This is a genomic window from Protofrankia sp. CiP1_Cm_nod1 (assembly GCF_920888515.1).
Classification (GTDB): Bacteria; Actinomycetota; Actinomycetes; order Frankiales; family Frankiaceae; genus Protofrankia.
Genome location: NZ_CAKKTM010000455.1, coordinates 1 through 19051 on the forward strand (window position 1 = coordinate 1; position 19051 = coordinate 19051).

Here is a 19051-nt window from a genome sequence, read left to right on the forward strand (position 1 = left end):
GGCTGGATCCGCCTGGGCCGGCCCGGCCCGCGGCGGGCGCTCCGCCGGCCGCGGGGACCGCGACGAGCCCGAGGAGCTGGTGGTCGGCCGTAACGCGGTGGTCGAGGCGCTGCGGGCGGGCGTCCCCGCGTCCGTCCTCTACGTGGCCGCCGGTACCGAGTACGACGAACGCCTCGACGAGGCCCGCCGGCTGGCCCCACCCGCCGGGGTGGCCGTCGCGGACGTCGCGCGCGGCGAGCTGGACCGGCTGTGCGGTTCCGCGCCGCACCAGGGGCTGGCGCTGTCGGTGCCGCCGTTCCGCTACGCCCATCCCGACGACCTGCTCGCCCGCGCTCAGGAAGCACCGCCCGGGCTGCTGGTGGCTCTGGACGGCGTGACCGACCCGCGTAACCTCGGGGCGGTCGTCCGGTCGGCGGCGGCGTTCGGCGCGCACGGGGTCGTGGTGCCCGAACGGCGGGCGGCCGGCGTCACGGCGGCGGCCTGGAAGACGTCGGCCGGCACCGCGGCCCGGCTGCCGGTGGCGCGGGCGACGAACCTGGTGCGCGCGCTGACCGGCTGGGCGCAGGCCGGCCTGTTCGTGGTGGGGCTCGCCGCGGACGGCGAGGTCAGCCTGGACGACCTGGAGATGGCCTCCGACCCGCTCGTGCTGGTCGTCGGCTCGGAGGGCCGCGGCCTGTCGCGGCTGGTCGGGGAGCACTGCGACCTGACCGTGCGGATCCCGATGGCCGGGGATGTCGAGTCGCTCAACGCCGGGGTCGCCGCGGGCGTGGCGCTGGCCGAGATAGCCCGCCGCCGCCGGCTGGACGCGGCGGCGGCGCACCTTCTCTGAGCCGCCTCCCGCTCTGAGCCGCCTCCCGCGCGTCCCCTGGCCCGAAGCCGGCCGGTGCCGCCGGCCTACCGTGCTACTGGCCGACCACCTGTGACCAGTGCGCTGTCGAGGCGGGTGCGGACGACACGGCAGATGCGGGCAGCCCGGCAGATGCGGGCAACACGGCCGGGGCGGAGCGTCCGGTCTCGTCGTCGAGGATGGCGACGGTCCGTTCGAGCAGGGAGCGGAACTCCTCCGACTCGGCGGGGGTGAAGACCGCGGTGAGGCGCTGTTCGACCGCGAGGGCGACGGCGTCCGCCCGGTCCAGCAGCGTCCGGCCGGCGGGGGTCAGCCGGCACTGGAAGACCTTGGCGTGGACGTCCGACCGCTCACGCACGATCAGCTCCTTCGCCTCGAGCGTGAGCAGCAGGCTCGCCATCGACTGGGGCGTGACCATACATCGGCGGGCGAGCTGGGCGCCGGAAAGCCCCGGCGAGCCGGCAAGGGTGAGCAGTACCGTGTACTGCGGGACGGACAGGCCGACGTCACGCAGCGCCCGGGTCTTCTCCCGGATGAGCGCCTGCTCGGCCCGCTTGATCGAATGCCCGAGGCGGGACGCGGCGACAGCGGGCGACGGTTCGTCCCACTCCATTTCGTGGCCTCTCCTCTCGCATCCTCTCGCACACCGTCGGTACCCCCGGGCGGATACACCGGCCACCACCGGACGGATACACCAGCCCGTGGGCCCGGATATCCCGGGCCGTCACGTCAGCGGCGCGGAAATGGCGGCGTCAGCACTCTAATACTCCCTACCCACCCCCAACCGGCAGTGGTACATAAACCGTCATCCGTGGTGGCAGCGTGGATACGGCGATGTGTCAGCCAGCGGTGACGGCGCGGCGCCCGGTCAGCTCGCCAACCTACCGGAAACCCAAAACAATGGCCAGCGAACACCGGTGTGGGTGGATTCACACGGCGTGGGCGGCCTCACAAGAATCCGGCCGCGCCGGATCATGACACTCTTCCGCGGTTAGCATGGCTTCTCACGCTTCAGCGAGGAGGCGGGCGACAATGGCTGTCAGGACGACGAGAACCGCCAGGACGACAAGGGCTGTCAATATGTTCGGGCCGGAACGCGGGCCGAGGTTCAGCAAGTTCTCCGAGCTGGTCGCCGACGACCTCCGGGGCAGGATGGCACGCGGCGAGGTCAGGCCCGGCGAGCATCTCCCGCCGGAGAGCGAGCTGATGGACGTGTACGGTGTCGCGAGGCCGACAATGCGCGAGGCGCTGCGCATCCTCGAGTCCGAGTCCCTGATCGTCCTTCGGCGCGGCTCCCACCTGGGGCCACTCGTCCAGGAGCCGGACACCCGGGTGCTCGCCCGGCAGGCCGGCCTGCGGCTGCAGATGCAGGGCACCTCCGTCCGGGACCTGCTCGAGGCACGGGCGGTGATGGAACCGGGCGCGGTGGCGCTGGCGGCGGCCCACCGGAGCGGATCGGACCTGCGGGGCATGCGCGACTGCCTGCTGGCCGCCGCCCGCTCACGCAGCATTCTCGATTTCTCCCGGCCGTCCGCCGAATTCCGCATCCTGGTCGTGCGGTCATCCCACAACAGAACTCTGATCCTGATGGCGGAACTCGTCTCGGCCCTTCTCCGAAAGGAGCACGAAGCCGTCCTGCGGAAAATTCCCGAGGCGGCCGGGCAGCAGCTCATCCGGCAGTCGCTCGCCCGCTACGAACGCCTGACCGACCTGATAGAAAACCAGGACGTACGAGGCGCCGTCGCATTCTGGCAGGACAACGGCGCGGCAGACATCGAACTCGGGACGGACAACACCCCGCAACCGGGCCCGATGCTCACGGTCTACTCCTGACCAACCATCCCGGGACGCGCTCCCGACGCAGCAGCCCTCACCCCTCACGACCGGGGACGCGTGGTCACCCACAGGCGGCGCATCCCCGGCCGGCACCTTGTCAGCCCTCGGCAGCCTCAACCCCCGGCAGCGGCGCCGGTACGGTCAACAGCAGGCGGCAGAACGGTGACGCGACCGGCGTCCCAACGATCACTCGGCCCCGAGGCGCGTGATCCTCCCCCGATGCCCTACGCTAGGAAGCGTCCTCGGACCGGCCGGCGTGGCGCAACTGGCAGCGCACTCGACTTGTAATCGAGCGGTTAGGGGTTCGAATCCCCTCGCCGGCTCCCTCCTGACCTGGGCCTTCGTCACTGACCCGACCCCGAAGTGATCGTCATGTACCCAGCGGTGTACCCAGGCCATCTCCACTGTCCGGTTCGTCGGTGGCGTCTGTAACTACGGTCGCACGCCCATAGACGCCGCAAGCCCTGCAAGGCCGACCTTTCGGGCGCGCCGGACGGTCGCCGCGTCAAGAAGATCGCGAACTATCTGGTGTGCAAGCCGCTGGTTACGCAGCCACTCAGGGGCCGTCCCCTGAAGCTGGCCGACAGTTTGGATGGCCGCGTTGTACTCCCGCACCGCTGTCTGCGCTTCGGCCACGGCAAGCAGGTGACGGGACCAAGTCGACTGCGGAATGTGCGTGGTGGGCGGCACATTGCGTGCCAGCGCCAGCGCCAGCGCGCGTGCCGCGTCGCCAATGGTCATCGCCATCTCCACCTCCATCGTGGCTACGGTTGTCGGGCCGAAGGATGCAAAGTACTCGCCGTAGTCGAGCCGGTCCCGTTCCACGCGTACGGCGGCTGACCGGGCCAGGTTCAGTAGATCACGCGCACGCTCCGGCCGGTTGTTGCGCGCCGCGCAAGCCGAAGCTCTGACCAGCAGCCGTCCCCACACCGAGATGTGCGCGGGAGTGCTCCTCGTCAATGAGGGTTCGATCTCCTCTGCCATCTGAACGGCTGTGTTCTCCGCATCCGCGAATCGACCCTGTCGCAGAAAGATCCACGCGAGGTATGAGGCGGTTGATCCCCGGATGACGTCGTCGCCGACCATCTCCGCTGTCTCTCCCGCCTGTCGGAGGGCGCCGTAGGCGAGGTCTTCGTACCGAAGCTGGATCAGCACGGAGCCGGCGATGATGTACGCGGATGCAAGGAGCCGGTTGGCCTCCATGCCGTCGCTCTCGTCGTCCTCCGCCGCGGCCGCACGAGCCGCGGTCAGTACAGCGGGAAGCTCGGTGACGGCCTCGTTCAGCCGCGAGTCGTTATAGAGCCGCGCCGCGTCTTCGACCATCGCGCGCAGCGTCACCGCCGAAACAGGCGCTGCCGGGTCCAGCCGCTCTGCCGGACTCGGCTCCAGAACCCGGCGTAGGGGCAGCAGCGCCGCTCTCCCGTGTTCCTCCGTGTCGTCCATGTAAGCGGCTCCCTCGAACAGCTCAGCCGTCCGGATATCCAGTCCACGCGCGAGTGCGTGCAGAGTCGCGACCCGGACGCTATCCCGTTGTCCCTGTTCCAGTTTATTGATCACAGCGACCGAAACTCCGGACCGTTCCGCCAGTTCCTCCTGGGTCAGTCCCCGCCGTCGGCGCACCTGCGCAAGTCGATCCCCGAGGCCTGTTTCCGTCACCGGTCTGACCACCCCTGCCGCTGGATACTCACCCACAGCGTCCCAGACATGACGCCGCGCGCCAGCAGAATACGCCGCTACGTCCGTTCAGTAAGCAGAGTTGTACTGACAGGCTTCTCTTCGGCGCCCGCCTTCGGCGGCATCCCCGCCGACCAAGTCGCCGGGAGTCTGCGCCTACCACAGCGATAGGTAGAGGAGAGCAGCATGTCCACGCCAACGACGGTCGTCACCCGCAGAGGCCGCGACCTTGTCGCGCCGAAGCTGTTCAACCGGCTGTCCGCCCGGCTCGCGGCCGATCATCTTGTCGACCGCGAGTACGCGGAGCGAGTCATCGACCAGTCTCTCGCCTTCCTCGCCGCGTGCGGCACGGACCTCGAGACGCCGCACAGGCCCAGCCACACCGTGGACATGGGTTGGCACACCTTCCTGTTGCACACCAAGGAGTACTCGCTGTTCTGCCGGCAGATCGCCGGCCACTTCATCCACCACGTGCCGGACGACACGCCGCCCAACCTCACAACCGCTCCAACCAGGCACGCCTCTACGATCACCTTCATCGAGCAAGCTGGATACGTCGTCGACCATGAGCTGTGGTTGACGAGCGCCAGGTGCGACCCTGACGAGTGCTCGGCAAGCGGCAGGGATGGCGACGAGAACAAGGACGGCCGCATCCTCAGGTAGACGGAGCCGATCTTTCCGATGAAATGGAACGACCTGCCCACACAGGTCCGCGACGCGGTCGAGGCGCACACCGGACCCATCATCTCCACCAGCGCGGTAGATGAGGGGGACGGCTGCGACCTCGCCGCCGTCGTCGACACGGACGACGAGCGGCTGTTCGTCAAGGCCGTCCATGGCGAGGGCCGCCGGGCGCGCTGGCTGCGCAACGAACACACCTACGGGCACCTGGCCGCCGGTATCGCGCCCAGTACACGGTTCGCCTGCCAACTCGACGGCTGGCTGCTGGTCGGCTTCGAGCACATCGTCGGCCGGCCGGCGAACCTCGCGCCCGGTTCCCCCGACCTGCCCCGCGTCGGTGCCGTCGTCGACAGCATCGCCCGCCGGCCCGGCGATAATCTACGTCCGCTTTCCGAGCGATGGCGCAACGGGAAGGCGTGGGCGGAACTGAAGGCGCTGCCAGCGGACACGTTCCCCGGCTGGGATATCGCGGCGGCGGCCCGCCACGCGAGCGCCGTCAGCGAAGCTGTCGCGGGGGACAGGCTGATCCACACGGACCTTCACGCCCACCAGTTCATGATCGCGGACGATCGGATCCGGGTGGTCGACTGGGGCTGGCCGGCCCAGGGCGCCGGATGGTGGACGCCGCGTTCCTGATCATCCGCCTCGTCGGCGCCGGGCATTCACCGGAGCGGGCCGAGCGGTGGGCGGCCGGGCTGACCTGCTGGGCCGGCGTATCCGACGATGCCCTGACCGCCTTCGCCTGCCACGTGGCCGGGCTGTGGACCGTCCGCGCCCGGCAGGCAGGCACCCATGCGGCCCACAACCGAGCGGCGACGGCACGCGGCTACGCCACCTGGCGAAACCTCTGACTCATCTCGTGGAAACCGGTTTCCCACCCCCACCGTGCTGAGCGAGTCGCATGTGAAGGGCTCTGACCGTGTCCTGCTCTCTGCCGACGCCGGCACGACGGCGGCATCTACGTCATTTGTCCGTATTCTGCGCGGCCCCGTCACGCTTCGCTCCCCGGCGCCAGGAGCCGCTGTCGCATGAAAGTCACCATGATCCTGTGCGATGCCGCCCAGGTGTCGGAAGGGAAGCTCTACATCCTCGGCGGTGGCTGGAATGTTGCAGGCCCCGGCCCCTTCCCTGCTGCGATCGGCATGCTGATCGAGGTCCCATGGGATCATGGCAACAGGCCGCTTACCCTCCATCTTGAGCTTCACGAGGAGGATGGCTCTCCCGTCGTCCTGCCAGGACCGGTCGGACCGCAGCCGATCAAGGTGGAAGCCCGGGTGGAAGTAGGGAGAACGGCCGGCGCGGCAAAGGGCTCCCCCCTTACGGCACCCCTCGCGATCAATATGACGCCGTTTCCTCTGACTCCCGGTCGCCGTTACACGTGGAAAGCCCGGATCGAGGAGGAGCCCGAGGACGCATGGGAGGTCGGCTTCCAGGTCCGGCCCACCTGATCGCCCCTTCCAGCAATCCAATGCTGGCATTGCATGCATTGCTGGCTGAGTGGCGACGACGCCCACGCCAGACCCGGCTGGCGCCACGGACAAGCCTGAAGGCTGGCGGACGGATCGAACCGCATTACGGGGCAGGAAATCGCACCGCCGCGCCATTCGAGCACCAGCGGCAATGGCCCGCGTCTGGCCCCGCCGGCCGGCCGGGACGGGACCTTCAATGATCATCTCACGTAATCGATCATGCTATCATGAGCGAAGAATCTGATATCAGACCTGCGAGGTGACACTAGTGGCCGACATCCTGGTGCGCGACGTACCCGACACGGTTCTTGCCGAGCTTGATGCCGCCGCCGCCCGGGCCGGCATTTCGCGTGTCGAGTACCTGCGCCGCACGCTTGCCGCCGAAGCCGAGCGGGCATCCCGCGACGCGCGTCCCCCGCTTGCCCGGACGGACTGGGCGCGGCTGGGCGGGCTGATCTCGGACCTCACCGACGAGGACGTGATGCGCGGAGCCTGGTCTTGACAGGTCCGGTCGTGACAGGTCCGGTCGTGACAGGTGGCTGGCTCATCGACAAGTCGGCGATGGTCCGCATACCGACCCATCCCGATGAGCCCGTCTGGTCACAGCGAGTCGATCAAGGTCTGGTGCACGTGTGCGCGGTCACGCTGCTCGAGGTGGGATATTCCGCCCGTAACGGCGCTGAACACGCCCAGCTTCTCGGCACCCTGCCTCTCGCGCGCATGGTCATCCACTGGGACACGCCGGCCACCGTGACCCGGCGCGCCTACGAGGTCCAGGGCCTGCTGGCCACGGCCGGCCGCCACCGGGCCCCAGGCGTTCCCGATCTGCTGATCGCGGCGACGGCGGAAGCCGCCGGGCTTACGGTCCTGCACCGCGACCAGGACTTCGAGCTGATCGCCGACCTGACCGGACAACCGTTGTGCCGGCTGCCCTGATCTTCCACCACCCCCACACACCACGGCACGGCTGACACTCGAAGACCCGCGGCTGGCCGGTGAGCGTCCGCTCGAACATGCCTGCGTTCATGAGATCGAGGGTGAAAGTGGCTGCTACAGCGACCACTTTCACCCTCGATCTCATGGTTCCCGACACTTCGGAGGCGTCAGGGATGGGGGCAGGGGCGGGGGGAACCCCGGGGCTGTATCCGGTGGCCAGCGGGACGGTCGGCGTGTGCGCGGCCGGTCGGGAGGCAGGGGCGCGGGTGGGCGGCGGAGATCGCGGTGGCGCTGGAGGGCTCGGCGGCGATGCCGGCAGCGGCCAGCCTGGTGACCGGTCCGGCCGCTGACGCGGCACTGACCGAAACCTGATCCAGGCCGACTCACCGCCAGGGGTTGACGGCGCCGCATGACACCTGTCAGTATTTTCTGACAGGTGAAAGATGGGCATGACAGGGAGGGGAATCGCTGAACAGCGAGGAGCTTCTCGTCGTGCTCACCGCGCTGGGGCACGCGCAGCGGCTACGCATCCTCGCGGAACTGGCCGCCGGACGAGTACACGTCAGCGAACTGGCCCGCAGGCTGGGCCTGTCCCGCCCATTGCTGTACATGCACCTCGAACGGCTGGAGAAGGCCAAGCTGGTGATCGGGCACCTGGAACTGTCCGAGAACGGCAAGGCGATGAAGCATTTCGAGCTGGTCCCGTTCGAGCTGCGGCTCACCGCCGACACGATCCTCACCGCGCTCCGAGAGGACCAGGAGACCGGCGCCGGAGGAGAAGATGACCTGAAAGGAGTCTGACATGTTCGGGGGCGTGGTCGCGATCGCCATCGTGCTGATTGTCATCGGTGGCATCGCGGCGAGCGTTGTCTCGTACTTCAGCCTGCAGAAACACCGCGCCGACGCGGTGGCCATGGCCGGCTACCGCAAGCTCGCCGAACAGGCGGTAGCCAACCAGGAAACGCTGAGAACCGAACTTGCGGGGCTGACCAGACGACTCACGGCGGTCGAGGAGCTGCTACGGAGCGTCGGATGACCAGTCCACAAAATGATCCGTTGCGCCACGGCCGGCATCCGATCCGTCTCCCGCTCTCCTCGGCGCCGTGGATCGCGGCCGGATATCTCGGTGGATACCTGCTGGTCGGCACCGTGCTGTTCGCGGTCTGCCTCAGTCTTCTCTCGGTCGCCGCGGCTACCGGCATCTTCTGGCTCGGTGTGCCGGTACTGGTCGGTGCGGCCGGCATCATCCGCGGTTGCGCCCAGATCGAGCGGCTGCGCGCCGGGCTGGCCGGATGGCGCATCCCGAACGCCTATCGGCCGGTCCTGAAACCCGGCATCCTGGCTCAGGCCAGGACCCGGTGGACCGATCCGGCCACGATACGCGACTGCGTGTATCTGATTCTGCTTTATCCTCTGTTGTTCGCACTCGACCTGACCGCCCTGCTGCTCTGGATCGCCGGTGTGGCCGGGGCTCTCCTGCCCCTGTGGTACTGGTCTATTCCGGGCGAGCACGGGGTACAGCTCGGCTATTTCCCGGACGACGGGCCCGGCACCGGAATCAAGGTCGACGACCTGTCCACCGCGCTGCTCGCCGCCATCGGATTCGCCGTCCTGTGCGTGCTGCTGGCCTATCTGGTGGTCGCCGCCGCCCGCCTGCACCGCGCCGTCGCCACGATGCTGCTGCGACCGCCGGTCGATCCACTGGCCGACGCCAGACGCATGCTCACCGAACCTGGACCTCTCTCCCTGGCGCCTCTTCACCTGGACAGGTAAGTCCGGACCGGGGCGTCCGCATATGAAAAAGAATTCCTGGGAACCTGAATCCAACCAGGGGAGCAGAACACTGTGGTCGCATCCCGCGGTTCCGCGGCGGACGATGTCGTGCGCCTGGATGCCGTCCGAAAGGTCTATGGCAGCTCCCGGGGCGGCGTCGTCGCGCTGGATTCGGTGTCGATCGTGTTCCGCCGCCACACCTTCACCGCGGTGATGGGCCCGTCGGGCTCCGGTAAAAGCACCTGCCTGCACTGCGCGGCCGGGCTGGACACCCCGACCTCGGGATCGGTGACCCTGGACGGCCGGGAGATCACCAGCCTGGGTGAACGCGAGCTGACCATTCTGCGTCGCGAAAGAATCGGCTTTGTCTTCCAGGCGTTCAATCTGCTGCCCGCGCTCACCGTGGCGGAGAACGTCGCGCTGCCGGTGCGCCTTGCCGGCCGCCGGCCCGGGCGAGGCACGGTGGACGCGGTGCTGGCGCGGGTCGGGCTCGGCGAGCGCGGGAGGCACCGGCCCGGTGAGCTGTCCGGCGGCCAGCAGCAGCGGGTGGCCATCGCCAGAGCGCTGATCACCCAGCCCTCGGTGATCTTCGCTGACGAGCCGACCGGCGCGCTGGATGCCTACACGTCCCTGGAGATCCTCGACCTGTTGCAGCAGGCGGTCCGCACCGGCGGCCAGACCGTTGTGATCGTCACGCACGACCCCGTCGCGGCCGCGCACGCCGACCGGGTGGTGTTCCTGGCCGGCGGCCGGCTCGTCGGCGAGATCCTCCAGCCGACGGCACAGGCACTGGCACTGGCACTGGCCGAGCAGATGACCAAGCTCGGTGCGCGGGGCAGGACGCCGGCCGGGCAGGTGTCCTGATGCCGCTCCTGGCCCTGCGGACGCTGAGGTACCGCGCCGGCGGCTTCGCCGCGTCGTTCGCCGCGCTGGCCTTCGGCGCGGTGCTGGTGATGGCCTGTGGCGGCCTCATGGAGACCGGGATCCGTACCGCGGTCCCGCCACAGCGGCTGGTCGCCGCCGATGTCGTGGTCACCGGCGACCAGTCGCACCCGGAACCGGTCCGGCTGGACGCCGCGCTGGTGGCCAGGATCAGGTCGGTGCCCGGCGTCGCCGATGCCGTGCCGGACCTCTCGTTCCCCGCCGCGCCGCTGCGCGACGGCACACCGGTCACCGACGGCGATCAGCGGATCGGGCACGCCTGGGCGTCGAGCGCGCTCGGCCGATACCGGGTCCGCGACGGCGCCGCGCCGGCCGAACACGAGGTCGCGGTGGACGCGGCCACCGCGGCACGGGCCGGCGTCCATGTCGGCGACCAGGTCGACGTCGTGGTACGCGGCGTCCCCGCACGGTTCCGGGTCAGCGGTGTGGTGTCCACGGAGCGGCCGGCCGCGGGCGCGTTGTTCTTCGCCGAGCCCGACGTCGCCCGGATCGTGCCCGCGGCCGACCGGGTGGACGCGATCGGCGTGCTGGCCGCGCCGGGCGTCCGGGGCGGGCAGCTGCGCGACGCGCTGGCAACAGCGTTGAAGGACACGCCCGCGATACTGCTGACCGGGAACGAGCGCGGCCTGGCCGAGTTCGCCGACGCCGCGGACGGCGGCGAGACGATGATCGTACTGGCCGGCGTGTTCGGTGGGCTCGCGGTGCTGGTGGCCGTCTTCGTGGTGGCCGGCATCCTGGGCCTCTCCGTGCAGCAACGGCAGCGGGAGATGGCGCTGCTGCGGGCGATCGGCTGCACCCCTGGCCAGCTGCGCCGGCTGGTGCTCGGCGAGACCGCGGTCCTCGGCCTGCTGGCCACCCTGGCCGCCTACCCGTTCGGTGAGCCGGTCGGGCGGTTCCTGTTCGGCCAGCTGACCGACGGCGGTGTCGCCACCCCGGCGATCGTGTTCCACCAGGGCTTCGTGCCCACGCTGGCCGGCTCGGCGGTGAGCGTGCTACCGCGCTGCTCGCCGCCTGGGCGGCCGGCTGGGCCGCGGCCCGCACCCGGCCGACCGAGGCGCTGGTCGAGGCCGGCCTGCGGCGGCGCTGGGTGAGCTGGCCGCGCATCCTGTTCGCGGTGTTGTTCCTGGCCGGCGGGATGGCCCTGACCCTGGTGACCGCGCTGGTGATGAAGGGCCCGGTCGCGGCGAGCACCGCCGGCCCGACCGCCATGTTGTGGGCCACCGGTTTCGCGCTGCTCGGCCCCGGCCTGACCAGAGTGATCGTAGCGGTGCTGTACGTACCGCTTCGTGTGATGTGCGGGCTCGCCGGCCATCTCGCCCTGCTCAACGCGCGAACACGGCGGGTCAGGACAGCCGGCATGATCATACCGGTCATGCTTGCCACCGGCCTGGCCACCTCGTTGCTGTACCTCCAGACGTCCCAGTCCGCGGCCGCCGACCGGGCCTACACCGAGAACCTGCGCGCCGACGCCGCGCTCACCGCCACCGCGGGCGGCTTCCCGGTCGACCTGGTGCGCTCGGTGCGCACGCTGCCCGGTGTCGGCCAGGCCAGCGCGGTGGTGAACAGCGAGGGCTACCTGGAGAGCGAGGAGGTCACGGAGACCGGCTACCGGGAGACCGTGCCGCTGCGGGGCATCACCGCCGACGGCGCGGACCGCACCGCACCGGTCGCGCTGACCGCCGGCACCCTGGCCGACATGCGTGGCGACACGGTGGCGCTGGCCACGACGAGCGCGCGGCACTTCGGCTACAGGCTCGGTGACACCGTGCCCCTGTGGCTGGGCGACAACACCAGGGTCGCGGCGAAGGTGGTCGCGCTGTTCACCGCGCGCCACGGGTTCGAGACCATGCTGGCGCCCGCCGAACTCGTCGCCCCGCACACCAGGACCGGCCTGGCGCAGGAGATCCTGGTACGCGCCGCCCCCGACGTTGAACCGGGCACGCTCCTCGCGGCCCTCACCCGCTTCGCCGCCGGCCATCCCGGCCTGCGTGCGGCCGGCCAGGACGCCCTGCGCTCGGCGCACGCGCAGCAGGAGCGGACCGGCATGTGGATCAACTACCTGCTGGCCTTCATGATTATCTGCTACACGGTGCTCTCGCTGGTCAACACCCTGATCGTGGCCACCGCCGAACGTCGTGGGGAGTTCGCCGTACAACGCCTGACCGGCGCCACCCACGGCCAGGTGCTGCGCATGATGAGCGCCGAGGCGGTGCTGGTGGTCGCCGGCGGCATCATGCTCGGCACGCTGGTGTCGATCACCACGCTGGTGCCGTTCAGCCTCGCGGTCAGCGGTTCGCCGCTGCCGCACGGCCCGCTGTGGATCTACCTGGCGGTGACCGGATCAGCCGCCGCGCTCACCCTGTCCGCCACCCTGCTCCCCACCCTCCACGCCCTGCGCACCCCGCCCGTCGCCGCGTCGGTCACCCCGTGACCTCGTCCGTCCACTACACGTTCTTTTCTCGGCTTTTCCCGGTTTTTCCCGGCGGCGACGGCCGTCTCGCGAGCCGGCCGCGTCAGCGCAGGATGCCGGTGTGGCCGAGGGAGTAGCGGCCGGGCTGGGGCCAGACGCAGGCGCCGTGCGGGCCGGGGCCGACCTTGATGCGGGCCAGCAGGCCGCCGTCCCTGGTGGAGATCGCGTAGACCTCGCTGTTGTAGCGGCCGGTCAGCCACAGCACCGAACCGTCGGCGGACACCCCGCCCATGTCCGGGCTGCCGCCGCCGGGGAGCTGCCATTTCTGCCGGACCTGGCGGGTCGCGAAATCGATGACGGAGATGGAGCCCTCGCCGCGGTTCGACGCGTACATCACGGTCGCGTCCCGGCTCGGGTAAAGGCCGTGCACGCCCTTGCCCGTCGCCAGGAAACCAATCTTCTGGAACCGCACCGGATCGATGATATGCAGGCCGTCCGCCATCATGTCGGCCACGTAGAGCAGTTCGCCCCGCGGATCGAGTTTGATGTCCTGCGGCATGCCACCGACCACCAGGTAGCCGACGACCGACAGCGTCCGCAGGTCGACCTTGACCAGCTTGCCGGAGAACTCGCAGGTGGCCACGAAGAAGGAGTCGTCGGCGGCGAAGTCGACATGGTCGACGCCGGGGCAGTCGACCTTCACCTGGGTGCGCAGCTCCCAGGTGTTCGGGTCGTAGAAGTCCAGCCGCTGCAGCGCCTCGGCGACAACGACCGCGTATTTCCCGTCCGGCGTGAAATACATGTTGTACGGGTCGGCGACGGGGATGTTCGGCCCTTTTATCTTCCCGGTGGCCGGGTCGAGCGGGGTGAGGCTGTTACCCGTGTTGTTGGTCACGTACAACGTCGACAGATCCCACGACGGGACGACGTGCTGCGGAGTGCCACCGGTCACGAAATGGTCGACCACCTGGAAGGTCGCCGGGTCGATCACGTCCACGGTGTCGCTGTCGCTGTTCGGGACATAGACGAGCTGCCTGGCCCCGCGGACGGCGGGGCTGAGCTGGTTCGCCCCGGCGGCGGCGTACACGTTCACCGGCTGTGCCCCGCCGCCCCCGCCGACGGCGGTCGACGACGGCGGGGGCGACCGCGGGGACGGCGGGCTCGCCGCCGCTCCCGAAGCCCGCGCCGGGGGCGGGGCGGGCTCGGACGGCCCGGCTTCCTCGCCGCAGGCCGCGACCACGCCGAGCCACAACGCGGCGATGACCACCAGGCGCAACGCCCGTGACGATCGGGCGTCGTGGTATGTCCACACAGGGCATGCTCCGATTCCGGCGGGTTCGGGAACGACAAGCGTAGAGGCGTCCACCTTGGTGGCACCCGGCCGCATAGGAGGCTATCCAGCCAGGAAGGCGCGTATGGACAGCACCCCATCACGGAAAGTCGTCAAATCCGCCGATCCTGGCGTGGATTCGTACATTCCAGCGCCACACCCGAAGCCGCGCCAGGGGCTATTTTTATTACTGACGGTAATTTCGCTTGGCGGGGCGGCGGGGGCGTGTGCCCGCTACGCGGCATCGCTGCTCTGGCCGGCCCCGGCCGGCGCCTTCCCGTGGACGACGGTGCTGGTGAACACCACGGGGTGCGCCGCCATCGGCCTGCTGATGGCGGCGATCACCGAGCTGCCCGCGGCGCATCCGCTGCTACGCCCCTTCCTCGGCACCGGTGTCCTCGGCGGGTACACGACTTTCTCCACCTACGCGGTCGACGCCGAGCGGCTCGTCGACGCCGGCCGGGCCGGGACGGCACTGGCCTACCTGACGTCGACCGCGGCGCTGGCGCTGGGCGCCGTGTGGCTGGCGTCCACGGCGGGACGATCACTGACAGTGCGCTGGAACGGCCGCTGACGACCGCCGACGACCACTCTGGACCATCACGGATAGTGAGGTGGAAGCGATGAGGCTGACCGGGCGGGCACTGCGGCTGACGGTGTTCGTGGGCGAGGGCGACATGTGGCATCACCGTCCGCTGGCAACCGAGATCGTGCATCGCGCCCATGCCGCCGGGCTGGCCGGCGCGAGCGTGTTCCGCGGCCTGGAGGGATTCGGCGCCTCCTCCGTCGTGCATACCACCCGGCTGCTGTCGATGAGCCAGGACCTGCCGACGGCGGTGGTCATCGTCGACGACGAGCCACGGGTCCGCGCGTTCCTGCCCCAGTTGGACGAGCTCGTCACCGAAGGCCTGGTGATCATCGACGAGGTCGAGGTCATCCGCTACACCGGCCGGGCGGCGGACCGGTGAGCTGGTTACTGGTGATCGCGGGGGCGATGGTCGGCGCCCCGGCGCGCTACCTGACCGACCGGGCGGTGCAGGCCCGCCACGACACGCTCTTCCCCTGGGGCACGTTCACCGTGAACGTGGTCGCCAGCGGCGTCCTCGGCCTGGTCGGCGGGGCGGTGCTGGCCGGCGCCGCCCCCGCCCGGGTGGGCCTGCTGGTCGGCACCGGGCTGTGCGGGGCGTTGAGCACCTATTCGACGTTCTCCTACGAGACGCTGCGGCTGGCGCAGGACGGCGCCCGGCTGCTGGCCGCCGCGAACGTTGCCGGCAGCGTCCTCGCCGCCTTCGGCGCCGCCGTCCTCGGGACGGCCGTCGCCCGGGCGCTGTGGGGATGAGAGCCACGGAGCTGAGGACCGTGATGACGAGCTGCGCGGACGAAATACGAGGACGAGATGCAAGGACGAGAACCGTCACGATGACGAGACCGGCTGTTCGGGCAGGGTGGGCTCGTTGGCCTGCTGGGCCGGGATGCCCGCGGTTTTCCGTCCGCTCCGGGGAGCGCGCAGCACGGTGACGGCGAGCAGGAGGCCGAACGCCACGCATCCCGCGCCGGTGAGCACCCCGAGACGGCAGCCGCCGGTGAACGCGGCGAGCTGGCTGTGGCCGTCGGCCAGCAGGCTGGCCGTCCGGTTGCTGGACAGCGTCCCCAGCGCGGCCAGGCCGACCGCGGCGGAGATCTGCATGGAGACGTTGACGATCCCCGAGGCCAGGCCGGCGTCGGCGGGCGCGACCTGGGCCACGGCCATGGTCAGCAGGGGCATGAAAACCGCGCCGGTCCCCAGCCCGACCAGGATGAAGGCGAAGAAGAGCCCCGGGAAGTAGTCGACGCGCTCACCCCCGAGCGACCAGGCGAGCAGCAGCAGTCCAGCGATCATGGAAATCAGCCCGGAGATGAGGACCCGCTCGGGTCCGAAGGCGGACACGAGCCGGGCGGTGATCCCGACGGAGAGCACGGCCACCATGACGGTCTGCGGCAGAAACGCCAGCCCGGTGTGGACGGCGTCGTACCCGAGGGCCTGTTCCAGGTACAGCGCCCCGAAGAAGAACACCCCATACATGCCGGCGGCCACGACCGCGCGTACGGCGCTGGAACCGATGAGGCTGCGCAGCCGCAGGATCCGTACCGGAACGAGCGGGTTCGACGTGCGCGACTCACGGACGGCGAATGCGCCGAGCAGCGCGACCGCGACCGCGCCGAGGCCAAGGGTGTACCCCGAGAGCCAGCCGTACTCGGCCGCCTGCACGATGGCGTCGATGCCGATCAGCGTCGCCGCGGTGACCAGGACGGCACCTGGCAGGTCGGCCCCCTGCCGCAGGCCGCTGCCGGGGCGTTCGGAGATGAACACGGCCGCGGCCGGCAACGCGAGCAGGCCGATCGGGATGTTGATGACGAAGATCCAGTGCCAGCCCAGGGCCTGCGTGAGGAGACCGCCGAGCAGCAGGCCGAGCGAACCGCCGCTGACGGTGACAAGCAGGTAGACGCTCATCGCCCGGGCCCGCTCATGTGGCTGCGGGAAGTCGGTGACGATGAACGCGAGGATGGTCGCCGATGCCAGCGCTCCGCCCAGGCCCTGCGCGAAACGGGCGGCGATCAGGAACTCCTGCCCGTCGCTGAGCCCGCAGGCGGCCGAGGCGGCGGTGAACAGCGCCATGCCGGCGAGGAAGACCTTCTTCCGGCCGACAAGGTCGCCAAGCCGGCCGGCGACCAGCAGGAAGCTGCCATAGCTGATCATGTAGGCGTTGACGACCCAGGTGAGGTCGGCCTGGCTGAAGCGCAGGTCGTTCTGAATGACGGGCAGCGCGACGTTCACCACGCTGGAGTCAAGAATGATCATTAGTTGCGCCGTGAGGGCAACGAGCAGGGCGAGCCATCGCCGCCGCGAGCGGGAGCGTGTGACCGGAGCCGGAACGATGATGTCGCTCATGGAATAGTCACTATACCGTTGACTATCAACGAATCAATATTGACACCACGATGATAAGATCGTTGGAATCATGAGCGTCGCCGCAACCACCTCAGGGTTGATCGTCCTGTTGACACGCCTCGCCCGGCGCGTGTACCGGGAGGCCACCGACGACGTGCTCGGCATGACGCTCAAGCAGTTCGTGATCCTCAACCATCTCAGCGAGGACACCGGTGTCCCCCAGCGGCATCTCGGCGATGTGCTGTGCCTGGACGCGAACAACCTCGTGCTGCTCCTCAACGAGGTCGAGCGCGCGGGCTGGGTGGAACGCCGGCGCGATCCCACCGACCGCCGGCGCCACCTCGTCTATCGCACGCGCGCCGGCAGCAGCGCCCTCACGGCCGCCGAACGCGGGATGGACGCCGTCGAGGACAGGATCCTCGACACGCTGAACCCCCAGGAACGCACGGCCCTGCGCCTCCTGCTCGCCGCCGCGCTGGCGGAGGGTACGCCGTCCCACGACTGACGGCGACCATACATGATCGATCGTAATCGGTCAGGGCCGGTCAGCAACCAGTACACCAGCCACGACGCCGGATGAGGCGTGAAGCGGCCACGCGTGGCGCCTGCGGCGAGCTGCGGCAGTCTCGGCCGCCAGCGGCTGGGCCGACTTCGGGCCGCCGGGTGACCGGACGATTAAGCGGAATCAAACTCCACTTAACTGTTACGATCCGGAGGGCAATTCCGCTTGTCCGGGACGGAGGCCCATGTCCACAGAACGCAGCGACCAGCAGGTCGCCATCACTTTTGCCGCGCTTACGCTCGGTACTGCCGGTTACACACTGTTGCAGTCGATGGTGCTGCCGGCCCTGCCGGTCGTCCAGCGGGATCTGCACACCTCCCAGACGACGGTGACCTGGGTGCTCACCGCCTACCTGCTGTCCGCCTCGGTCGCGACACCCATCCTGGGCCGCCTCGGCGACATGTTCGGCAAGAAGAAGATGCTCGTCGTCGTCTATGCCTCGCTGACCGCCGGATCGCTGCTGGCCGCGCTGACGAGCTCGGTCGGCGTGCTCATCGTCGCCCGGGTGGTCCAGGGGATCGGCGGCGGGCTGTTCCCATTGTCCTTCGGCATCATCCGCGACGAGTTCCCGGCCCGCCGGGTGCCCGGCGCCATCGGGCTGATGTCGGGGATGCTCGGTATCGGCAGCGCGCTCGGCATAGTGATCGCCGGGCCGGTGGTCGACCACCTGTCGTGGCACTGGCTGTTCTGGATCCCGCTCATCATGTCGGCGCTCGCCACCCTGGTAACGGCGCTGTTCATCCCGGAGTCCCCGGTGCGCAGCCCGGGACGGGTCAACCTCCCGGCCGCGGCACTGCTGTCCGGCTGGCTGGTCGCGTTGCTGCTCGGGCTTAACCGGGGCAGCGCCTGGGGCTGGACGTCCGGCGGCACACTGGGCCTGTTCGGCGCGGCCGTGGTGCTGATCGTGCTGTGGATCCAGGTGGAGGAACGCTCCGCCGTACCGCTGATCGACATGACGATGATGCGCGTCCCGGCCGTGTGGTGGACCAACGTGGCGGCGTTGCTGCTCGGCGTCGGAATGTACTCGACCTTCATCGTCATCCCGCCGTTCCTGCAGGCGCCCCCGGAGGCCGGTTACGGCTTCGACGCCTCGGTCACCGTCTCCGGGCTGTATCTGCTGCCCAGCAGCATAGCTATGATCATTATGAGCTCCCTGATCGGCCGGATCACCGCCCGGCGCGGGGCCAAGCAGCCGCTGGTGGTGGGTTCCCTGCTGGCCTCGGTCCCGTTCCTGATGCTCTCGGTGGCGCACCACGAGCCCTGGGAGTTCTTCGTCGCCACGACCATCCAGGGCCTCGGTATCGGGCTTGCGTTCTCGTCCATGTCCAACCTGATCATCGAGGCCGTCCCGGCCGGCCAGACCGGGGCCGCGACCGGGATGAACGCGAACATCCGCACCATCGGCGGGTCGATCGGAAGCCAGGTCGTCACCAGCATCCTGGCCTCCGGCGCCCTGGCGAGCGGGCTGCCGAGCGAGCACGGCTACAGCGTGAGCTTCGCGGTACTGGCCGTGTCGATGGTTGCCGCCGCGGTGGCGGCCGCCATCGTGCCGCTACGCCGGCAGCCCACCGGCACCCCGGCCAGCGAGGCTCCGGCCGCCAGGAACATGACGCTGCCCGAGCCGCGCGGCGGTGCTCCGGCGACCACACAGTCCTGCTAGCG

The 19051-nt window shown here is 69.7% G+C and carries 23 protein-coding genes and 1 tRNA gene; 20 read left to right on the forward strand and 4 right to left on the reverse strand.

What is annotated here, in order from left to right:
- Nucleotides 1-829, forward strand: an 829-nt coding sequence (rlmB, locus tag NBX02_RS21340; protein WP_250292764.1) for a 23S rRNA (guanosine(2251)-2'-O)-methyltransferase RlmB, incomplete at its 5' end; no start/stop codon positions are given.
- A 73-nt stretch (nucleotides 830-902) separates the two neighbouring features.
- Here the strand turns inward: rlmB and NBX02_RS21345 are convergent.
- On the reverse strand, nucleotides 903-1460 hold the full coding sequence (locus NBX02_RS21345) for a MarR family transcriptional regulator (RefSeq protein ID WP_250284227.1): 558 nt from the start codon (nucleotides 1458-1460) through the stop codon (nucleotides 903-905).
- A 467-nt stretch (nucleotides 1461-1927) separates the two neighbouring features.
- Here NBX02_RS21345 and NBX02_RS21350 point away from each other — a divergent pair, with 467 nt between their 5' ends.
- Nucleotides 1928-2680, forward strand: coding sequence for a GntR family transcriptional regulator (locus NBX02_RS21350; protein WP_250292766.1), 753 nt, complete (start codon nucleotides 1928-1930; stop codon nucleotides 2678-2680).
- Between the two features lie 253 nt (nucleotides 2681-2933).
- Nucleotides 2934-3006 (forward strand) — tRNA-Thr (locus NBX02_RS21355).
- A 109-nt stretch (nucleotides 3007-3115) separates the two neighbouring features.
- On the opposite strand, the gene NBX02_RS21360 is transcribed toward NBX02_RS21355, so the two are convergent.
- Nucleotides 3116-4375: a helix-turn-helix domain-containing protein gene (locus tag NBX02_RS21360; protein ID WP_445548570.1), complete on the reverse strand. Its 1260-nt coding sequence runs from the start codon at nucleotides 4373-4375 to the stop codon at nucleotides 3116-3118.
- Between the two features lie 168 nt (nucleotides 4376-4543).
- Here NBX02_RS21360 and NBX02_RS21365 point away from each other — a divergent pair, with 168 nt between their 5' ends.
- From NBX02_RS21365 to NBX02_RS21420, 12 genes are all read left to right on the forward strand, one after another.
- Nucleotides 4544-5020, forward strand: a complete 477-nt coding sequence (locus tag NBX02_RS21365) for a hypothetical protein (protein WP_250292771.1) — start codon at nucleotides 4544-4546, stop codon at nucleotides 5018-5020.
- Between the two features lie 18 nt (nucleotides 5021-5038).
- On the forward strand, nucleotides 5039-5674 hold the full coding sequence (locus NBX02_RS21370) for a hypothetical protein (RefSeq protein WP_250292774.1): 636 nt from the start codon (nucleotides 5039-5041) through the stop codon (nucleotides 5672-5674).
- Nucleotides 5653-5889: a hypothetical protein gene (locus NBX02_RS21375; protein ID WP_250292777.1), complete on the forward strand. Its 237-nt coding sequence runs from the start codon at nucleotides 5653-5655 to the stop codon at nucleotides 5887-5889. Before NBX02_RS21370 ends, NBX02_RS21375 begins: the two co-directional genes overlap by 22 nt.
- A 177-nt stretch (nucleotides 5890-6066) precedes the next feature.
- Nucleotides 6067-6486 carry a DUF6941 family protein gene (locus NBX02_RS21380; protein WP_250284220.1) on the forward strand — a complete coding sequence of 140 codons (420 nt, stop codon included), beginning with the start codon at nucleotides 6067-6069 and terminating at the stop codon, nucleotides 6484-6486.
- A 289-nt stretch (nucleotides 6487-6775) separates the two neighbouring features.
- On the forward strand, nucleotides 6776-7009 hold the full coding sequence (vapB, locus tag NBX02_RS21385) for a type II toxin-antitoxin system VapB family antitoxin (protein WP_250284218.1): 234 nt from the start codon (nucleotides 6776-6778) through the stop codon (nucleotides 7007-7009).
- 26 nt (nucleotides 7010-7035) lie between these two features.
- Nucleotides 7036-7443 (forward strand): PIN domain nuclease, encoded by a 408-nt coding sequence (locus tag NBX02_RS21390; protein WP_250292779.1) that lies wholly within the window; start codon nucleotides 7036-7038, stop codon nucleotides 7441-7443.
- A gap of 468 nt (nucleotides 7444-7911) precedes the next feature.
- Nucleotides 7912-8244, forward strand: coding sequence for an ArsR/SmtB family transcription factor (locus NBX02_RS21395; protein WP_445548572.1), 333 nt, complete (start codon nucleotides 7912-7914; stop codon nucleotides 8242-8244).
- Between the two features lies 1 nt (nucleotide 8245).
- Nucleotides 8246-8479, forward strand: coding sequence for a hypothetical protein (locus tag NBX02_RS21400; protein ID WP_250284210.1), 234 nt, complete (start codon nucleotides 8246-8248; stop codon nucleotides 8477-8479).
- On the forward strand, nucleotides 8476-9216 hold the full coding sequence (locus tag NBX02_RS21405) for a sensor domain-containing protein (protein WP_250284208.1): 741 nt from the start codon (nucleotides 8476-8478) through the stop codon (nucleotides 9214-9216). The genes NBX02_RS21400 and NBX02_RS21405 overlap by 4 nt, the downstream gene beginning before the upstream one ends.
- Before the next feature lie 72 nt (nucleotides 9217-9288).
- Nucleotides 9289-10080 carry an ABC transporter ATP-binding protein gene (locus NBX02_RS21410; RefSeq protein ID WP_250292782.1) on the forward strand — a complete coding sequence of 264 codons (792 nt, stop codon included), beginning with the start codon at nucleotides 9289-9291 and terminating at the stop codon, nucleotides 10078-10080.
- A complete protein-coding gene (locus NBX02_RS21415; protein WP_250292784.1) occupies nucleotides 10080-11249 on the forward strand; it encodes an ABC transporter permease in 1170 nt (389 codons plus the stop codon). The genes NBX02_RS21410 and NBX02_RS21415 overlap by 1 nt, the downstream gene beginning before the upstream one ends.
- The gene (locus NBX02_RS21420; protein ID WP_250292788.1) at nucleotides 11246-12589 is read left to right on the forward strand and encodes an ABC transporter permease; all 1344 of its coding nucleotides are present in this window, start codon (nucleotides 11246-11248) and stop codon (nucleotides 12587-12589) included. Before NBX02_RS21415 ends, NBX02_RS21420 begins: the two co-directional genes overlap by 4 nt.
- A gap of 82 nt (nucleotides 12590-12671) precedes the next feature.
- On the opposite strand, the gene NBX02_RS21425 is transcribed toward NBX02_RS21420, so the two are convergent.
- Nucleotides 12672-13880, reverse strand: coding sequence for a YncE family protein (locus tag NBX02_RS21425; protein WP_250284201.1), 1209 nt, complete (start codon nucleotides 13878-13880; stop codon nucleotides 12672-12674).
- A 103-nt stretch (nucleotides 13881-13983) separates the two neighbouring features.
- On the opposite strand from NBX02_RS21425, the gene crcB reads away from it, so the two are divergent.
- From crcB to NBX02_RS21440, 3 genes are read left to right on the forward strand one after another with little or no spacing between them, the layout of a single operon-like run.
- Nucleotides 13984-14472, forward strand: coding sequence for a fluoride efflux transporter CrcB (gene crcB / locus NBX02_RS21430; RefSeq protein WP_250284199.1), 489 nt, complete (start codon nucleotides 13984-13986; stop codon nucleotides 14470-14472).
- Nucleotides 14473-14521: 49 nt separating this feature from the next.
- Nucleotides 14522-14866 carry a DUF190 domain-containing protein gene (locus tag NBX02_RS21435; RefSeq protein WP_250284197.1) on the forward strand — a complete coding sequence of 115 codons (345 nt, stop codon included), beginning with the start codon at nucleotides 14522-14524 and terminating at the stop codon, nucleotides 14864-14866.
- Nucleotides 14863-15237 carry a fluoride efflux transporter FluC gene (locus tag NBX02_RS21440; protein WP_250284196.1) on the forward strand — a complete coding sequence of 125 codons (375 nt, stop codon included), beginning with the start codon at nucleotides 14863-14865 and terminating at the stop codon, nucleotides 15235-15237. The genes NBX02_RS21435 and NBX02_RS21440 overlap by 4 nt, the downstream gene beginning before the upstream one ends.
- Before the next feature lie 75 nt (nucleotides 15238-15312).
- On the opposite strand, the gene NBX02_RS21445 is transcribed toward NBX02_RS21440, so the two are convergent.
- Complete coding sequence (locus tag NBX02_RS21445; protein ID WP_250284193.1) at nucleotides 15313-16827, reverse strand: MFS transporter; 1515 nt, start codon at nucleotides 16825-16827, stop codon at nucleotides 15313-15315.
- Between the two features lie 70 nt (nucleotides 16828-16897).
- Between NBX02_RS21445 and NBX02_RS21450 the strand changes: the two genes are divergently transcribed.
- Both NBX02_RS21450 and NBX02_RS21455 read left to right on the forward strand, forming a co-directional pair.
- On the forward strand, nucleotides 16898-17332 hold the full coding sequence (locus NBX02_RS21450) for a MarR family winged helix-turn-helix transcriptional regulator (RefSeq protein WP_250284192.1): 435 nt from the start codon (nucleotides 16898-16900) through the stop codon (nucleotides 17330-17332).
- 241 nt (nucleotides 17333-17573) lie between these two features.
- On the forward strand, nucleotides 17574-19049 hold the full coding sequence (locus NBX02_RS21455; protein ID WP_250284190.1) for an MFS transporter: 1476 nt from the start codon (nucleotides 17574-17576) through the stop codon (nucleotides 19047-19049).
- Nucleotides 19050-19051 lie beyond the last annotated feature (2 nt).

What these genes read in the sequence shown, in the direction of transcription:
- NBX02_RS21345 (WP_250284227.1), bottom strand. Translation starts at nt 1,460, where the DNA reads ATGGAGTGGGACGAACCGTCGCCCGCTGTCGCCGCGTCCCGCCTCGGG.
- NBX02_RS21350 (WP_250292766.1), top strand. Translation starts at nt 1,928, where the DNA reads ATGTTCGGGCCGGAACGCGGGCCGAGGTTCAGCAAGTTCTCCGAGCTG.
- NBX02_RS21365 (WP_250292771.1), top strand. Translation starts at nt 4,544, where the DNA reads ATGTCCACGCCAACGACGGTCGTCACCCGCAGAGGCCGCGACCTTGTC.
- NBX02_RS21370 (WP_250292774.1), top strand. Translation starts at nt 5,039, where the DNA reads ATGAAATGGAACGACCTGCCCACACAGGTCCGCGACGCGGTCGAGGCG.
- NBX02_RS21375 (WP_250292777.1), top strand. Translation starts at nt 5,653, where the DNA reads ATGGTGGACGCCGCGTTCCTGATCATCCGCCTCGTCGGCGCCGGGCAT.
- NBX02_RS21380 (WP_250284220.1), top strand. Translation starts at nt 6,067, where the DNA reads ATGAAAGTCACCATGATCCTGTGCGATGCCGCCCAGGTGTCGGAAGGG.
- NBX02_RS21400 (WP_250284210.1), top strand. Translation starts at nt 8,246, where the DNA reads ATGTTCGGGGGCGTGGTCGCGATCGCCATCGTGCTGATTGTCATCGGT.
- NBX02_RS21405 (WP_250284208.1), top strand. Translation starts at nt 8,476, where the DNA reads ATGACCAGTCCACAAAATGATCCGTTGCGCCACGGCCGGCATCCGATC.
- NBX02_RS21415 (WP_250292784.1), top strand. Translation starts at nt 10,080, where the DNA reads ATGCCGCTCCTGGCCCTGCGGACGCTGAGGTACCGCGCCGGCGGCTTC.
- crcB (WP_250284199.1), top strand. Translation starts at nt 13,984, where the DNA reads ATGGACAGCACCCCATCACGGAAAGTCGTCAAATCCGCCGATCCTGGC.
- NBX02_RS21435 (WP_250284197.1), top strand. Translation starts at nt 14,522, where the DNA reads ATGAGGCTGACCGGGCGGGCACTGCGGCTGACGGTGTTCGTGGGCGAG.
- NBX02_RS21445 (WP_250284193.1), bottom strand. Translation starts at nt 16,827, where the DNA reads ATGAGCGACATCATCGTTCCGGCTCCGGTCACACGCTCCCGCTCGCGG.
- NBX02_RS21450 (WP_250284192.1), top strand. Translation starts at nt 16,898, where the DNA reads ATGAGCGTCGCCGCAACCACCTCAGGGTTGATCGTCCTGTTGACACGC.
- NBX02_RS21455 (WP_250284190.1), top strand. Translation starts at nt 17,574, where the DNA reads ATGTCCACAGAACGCAGCGACCAGCAGGTCGCCATCACTTTTGCCGCG.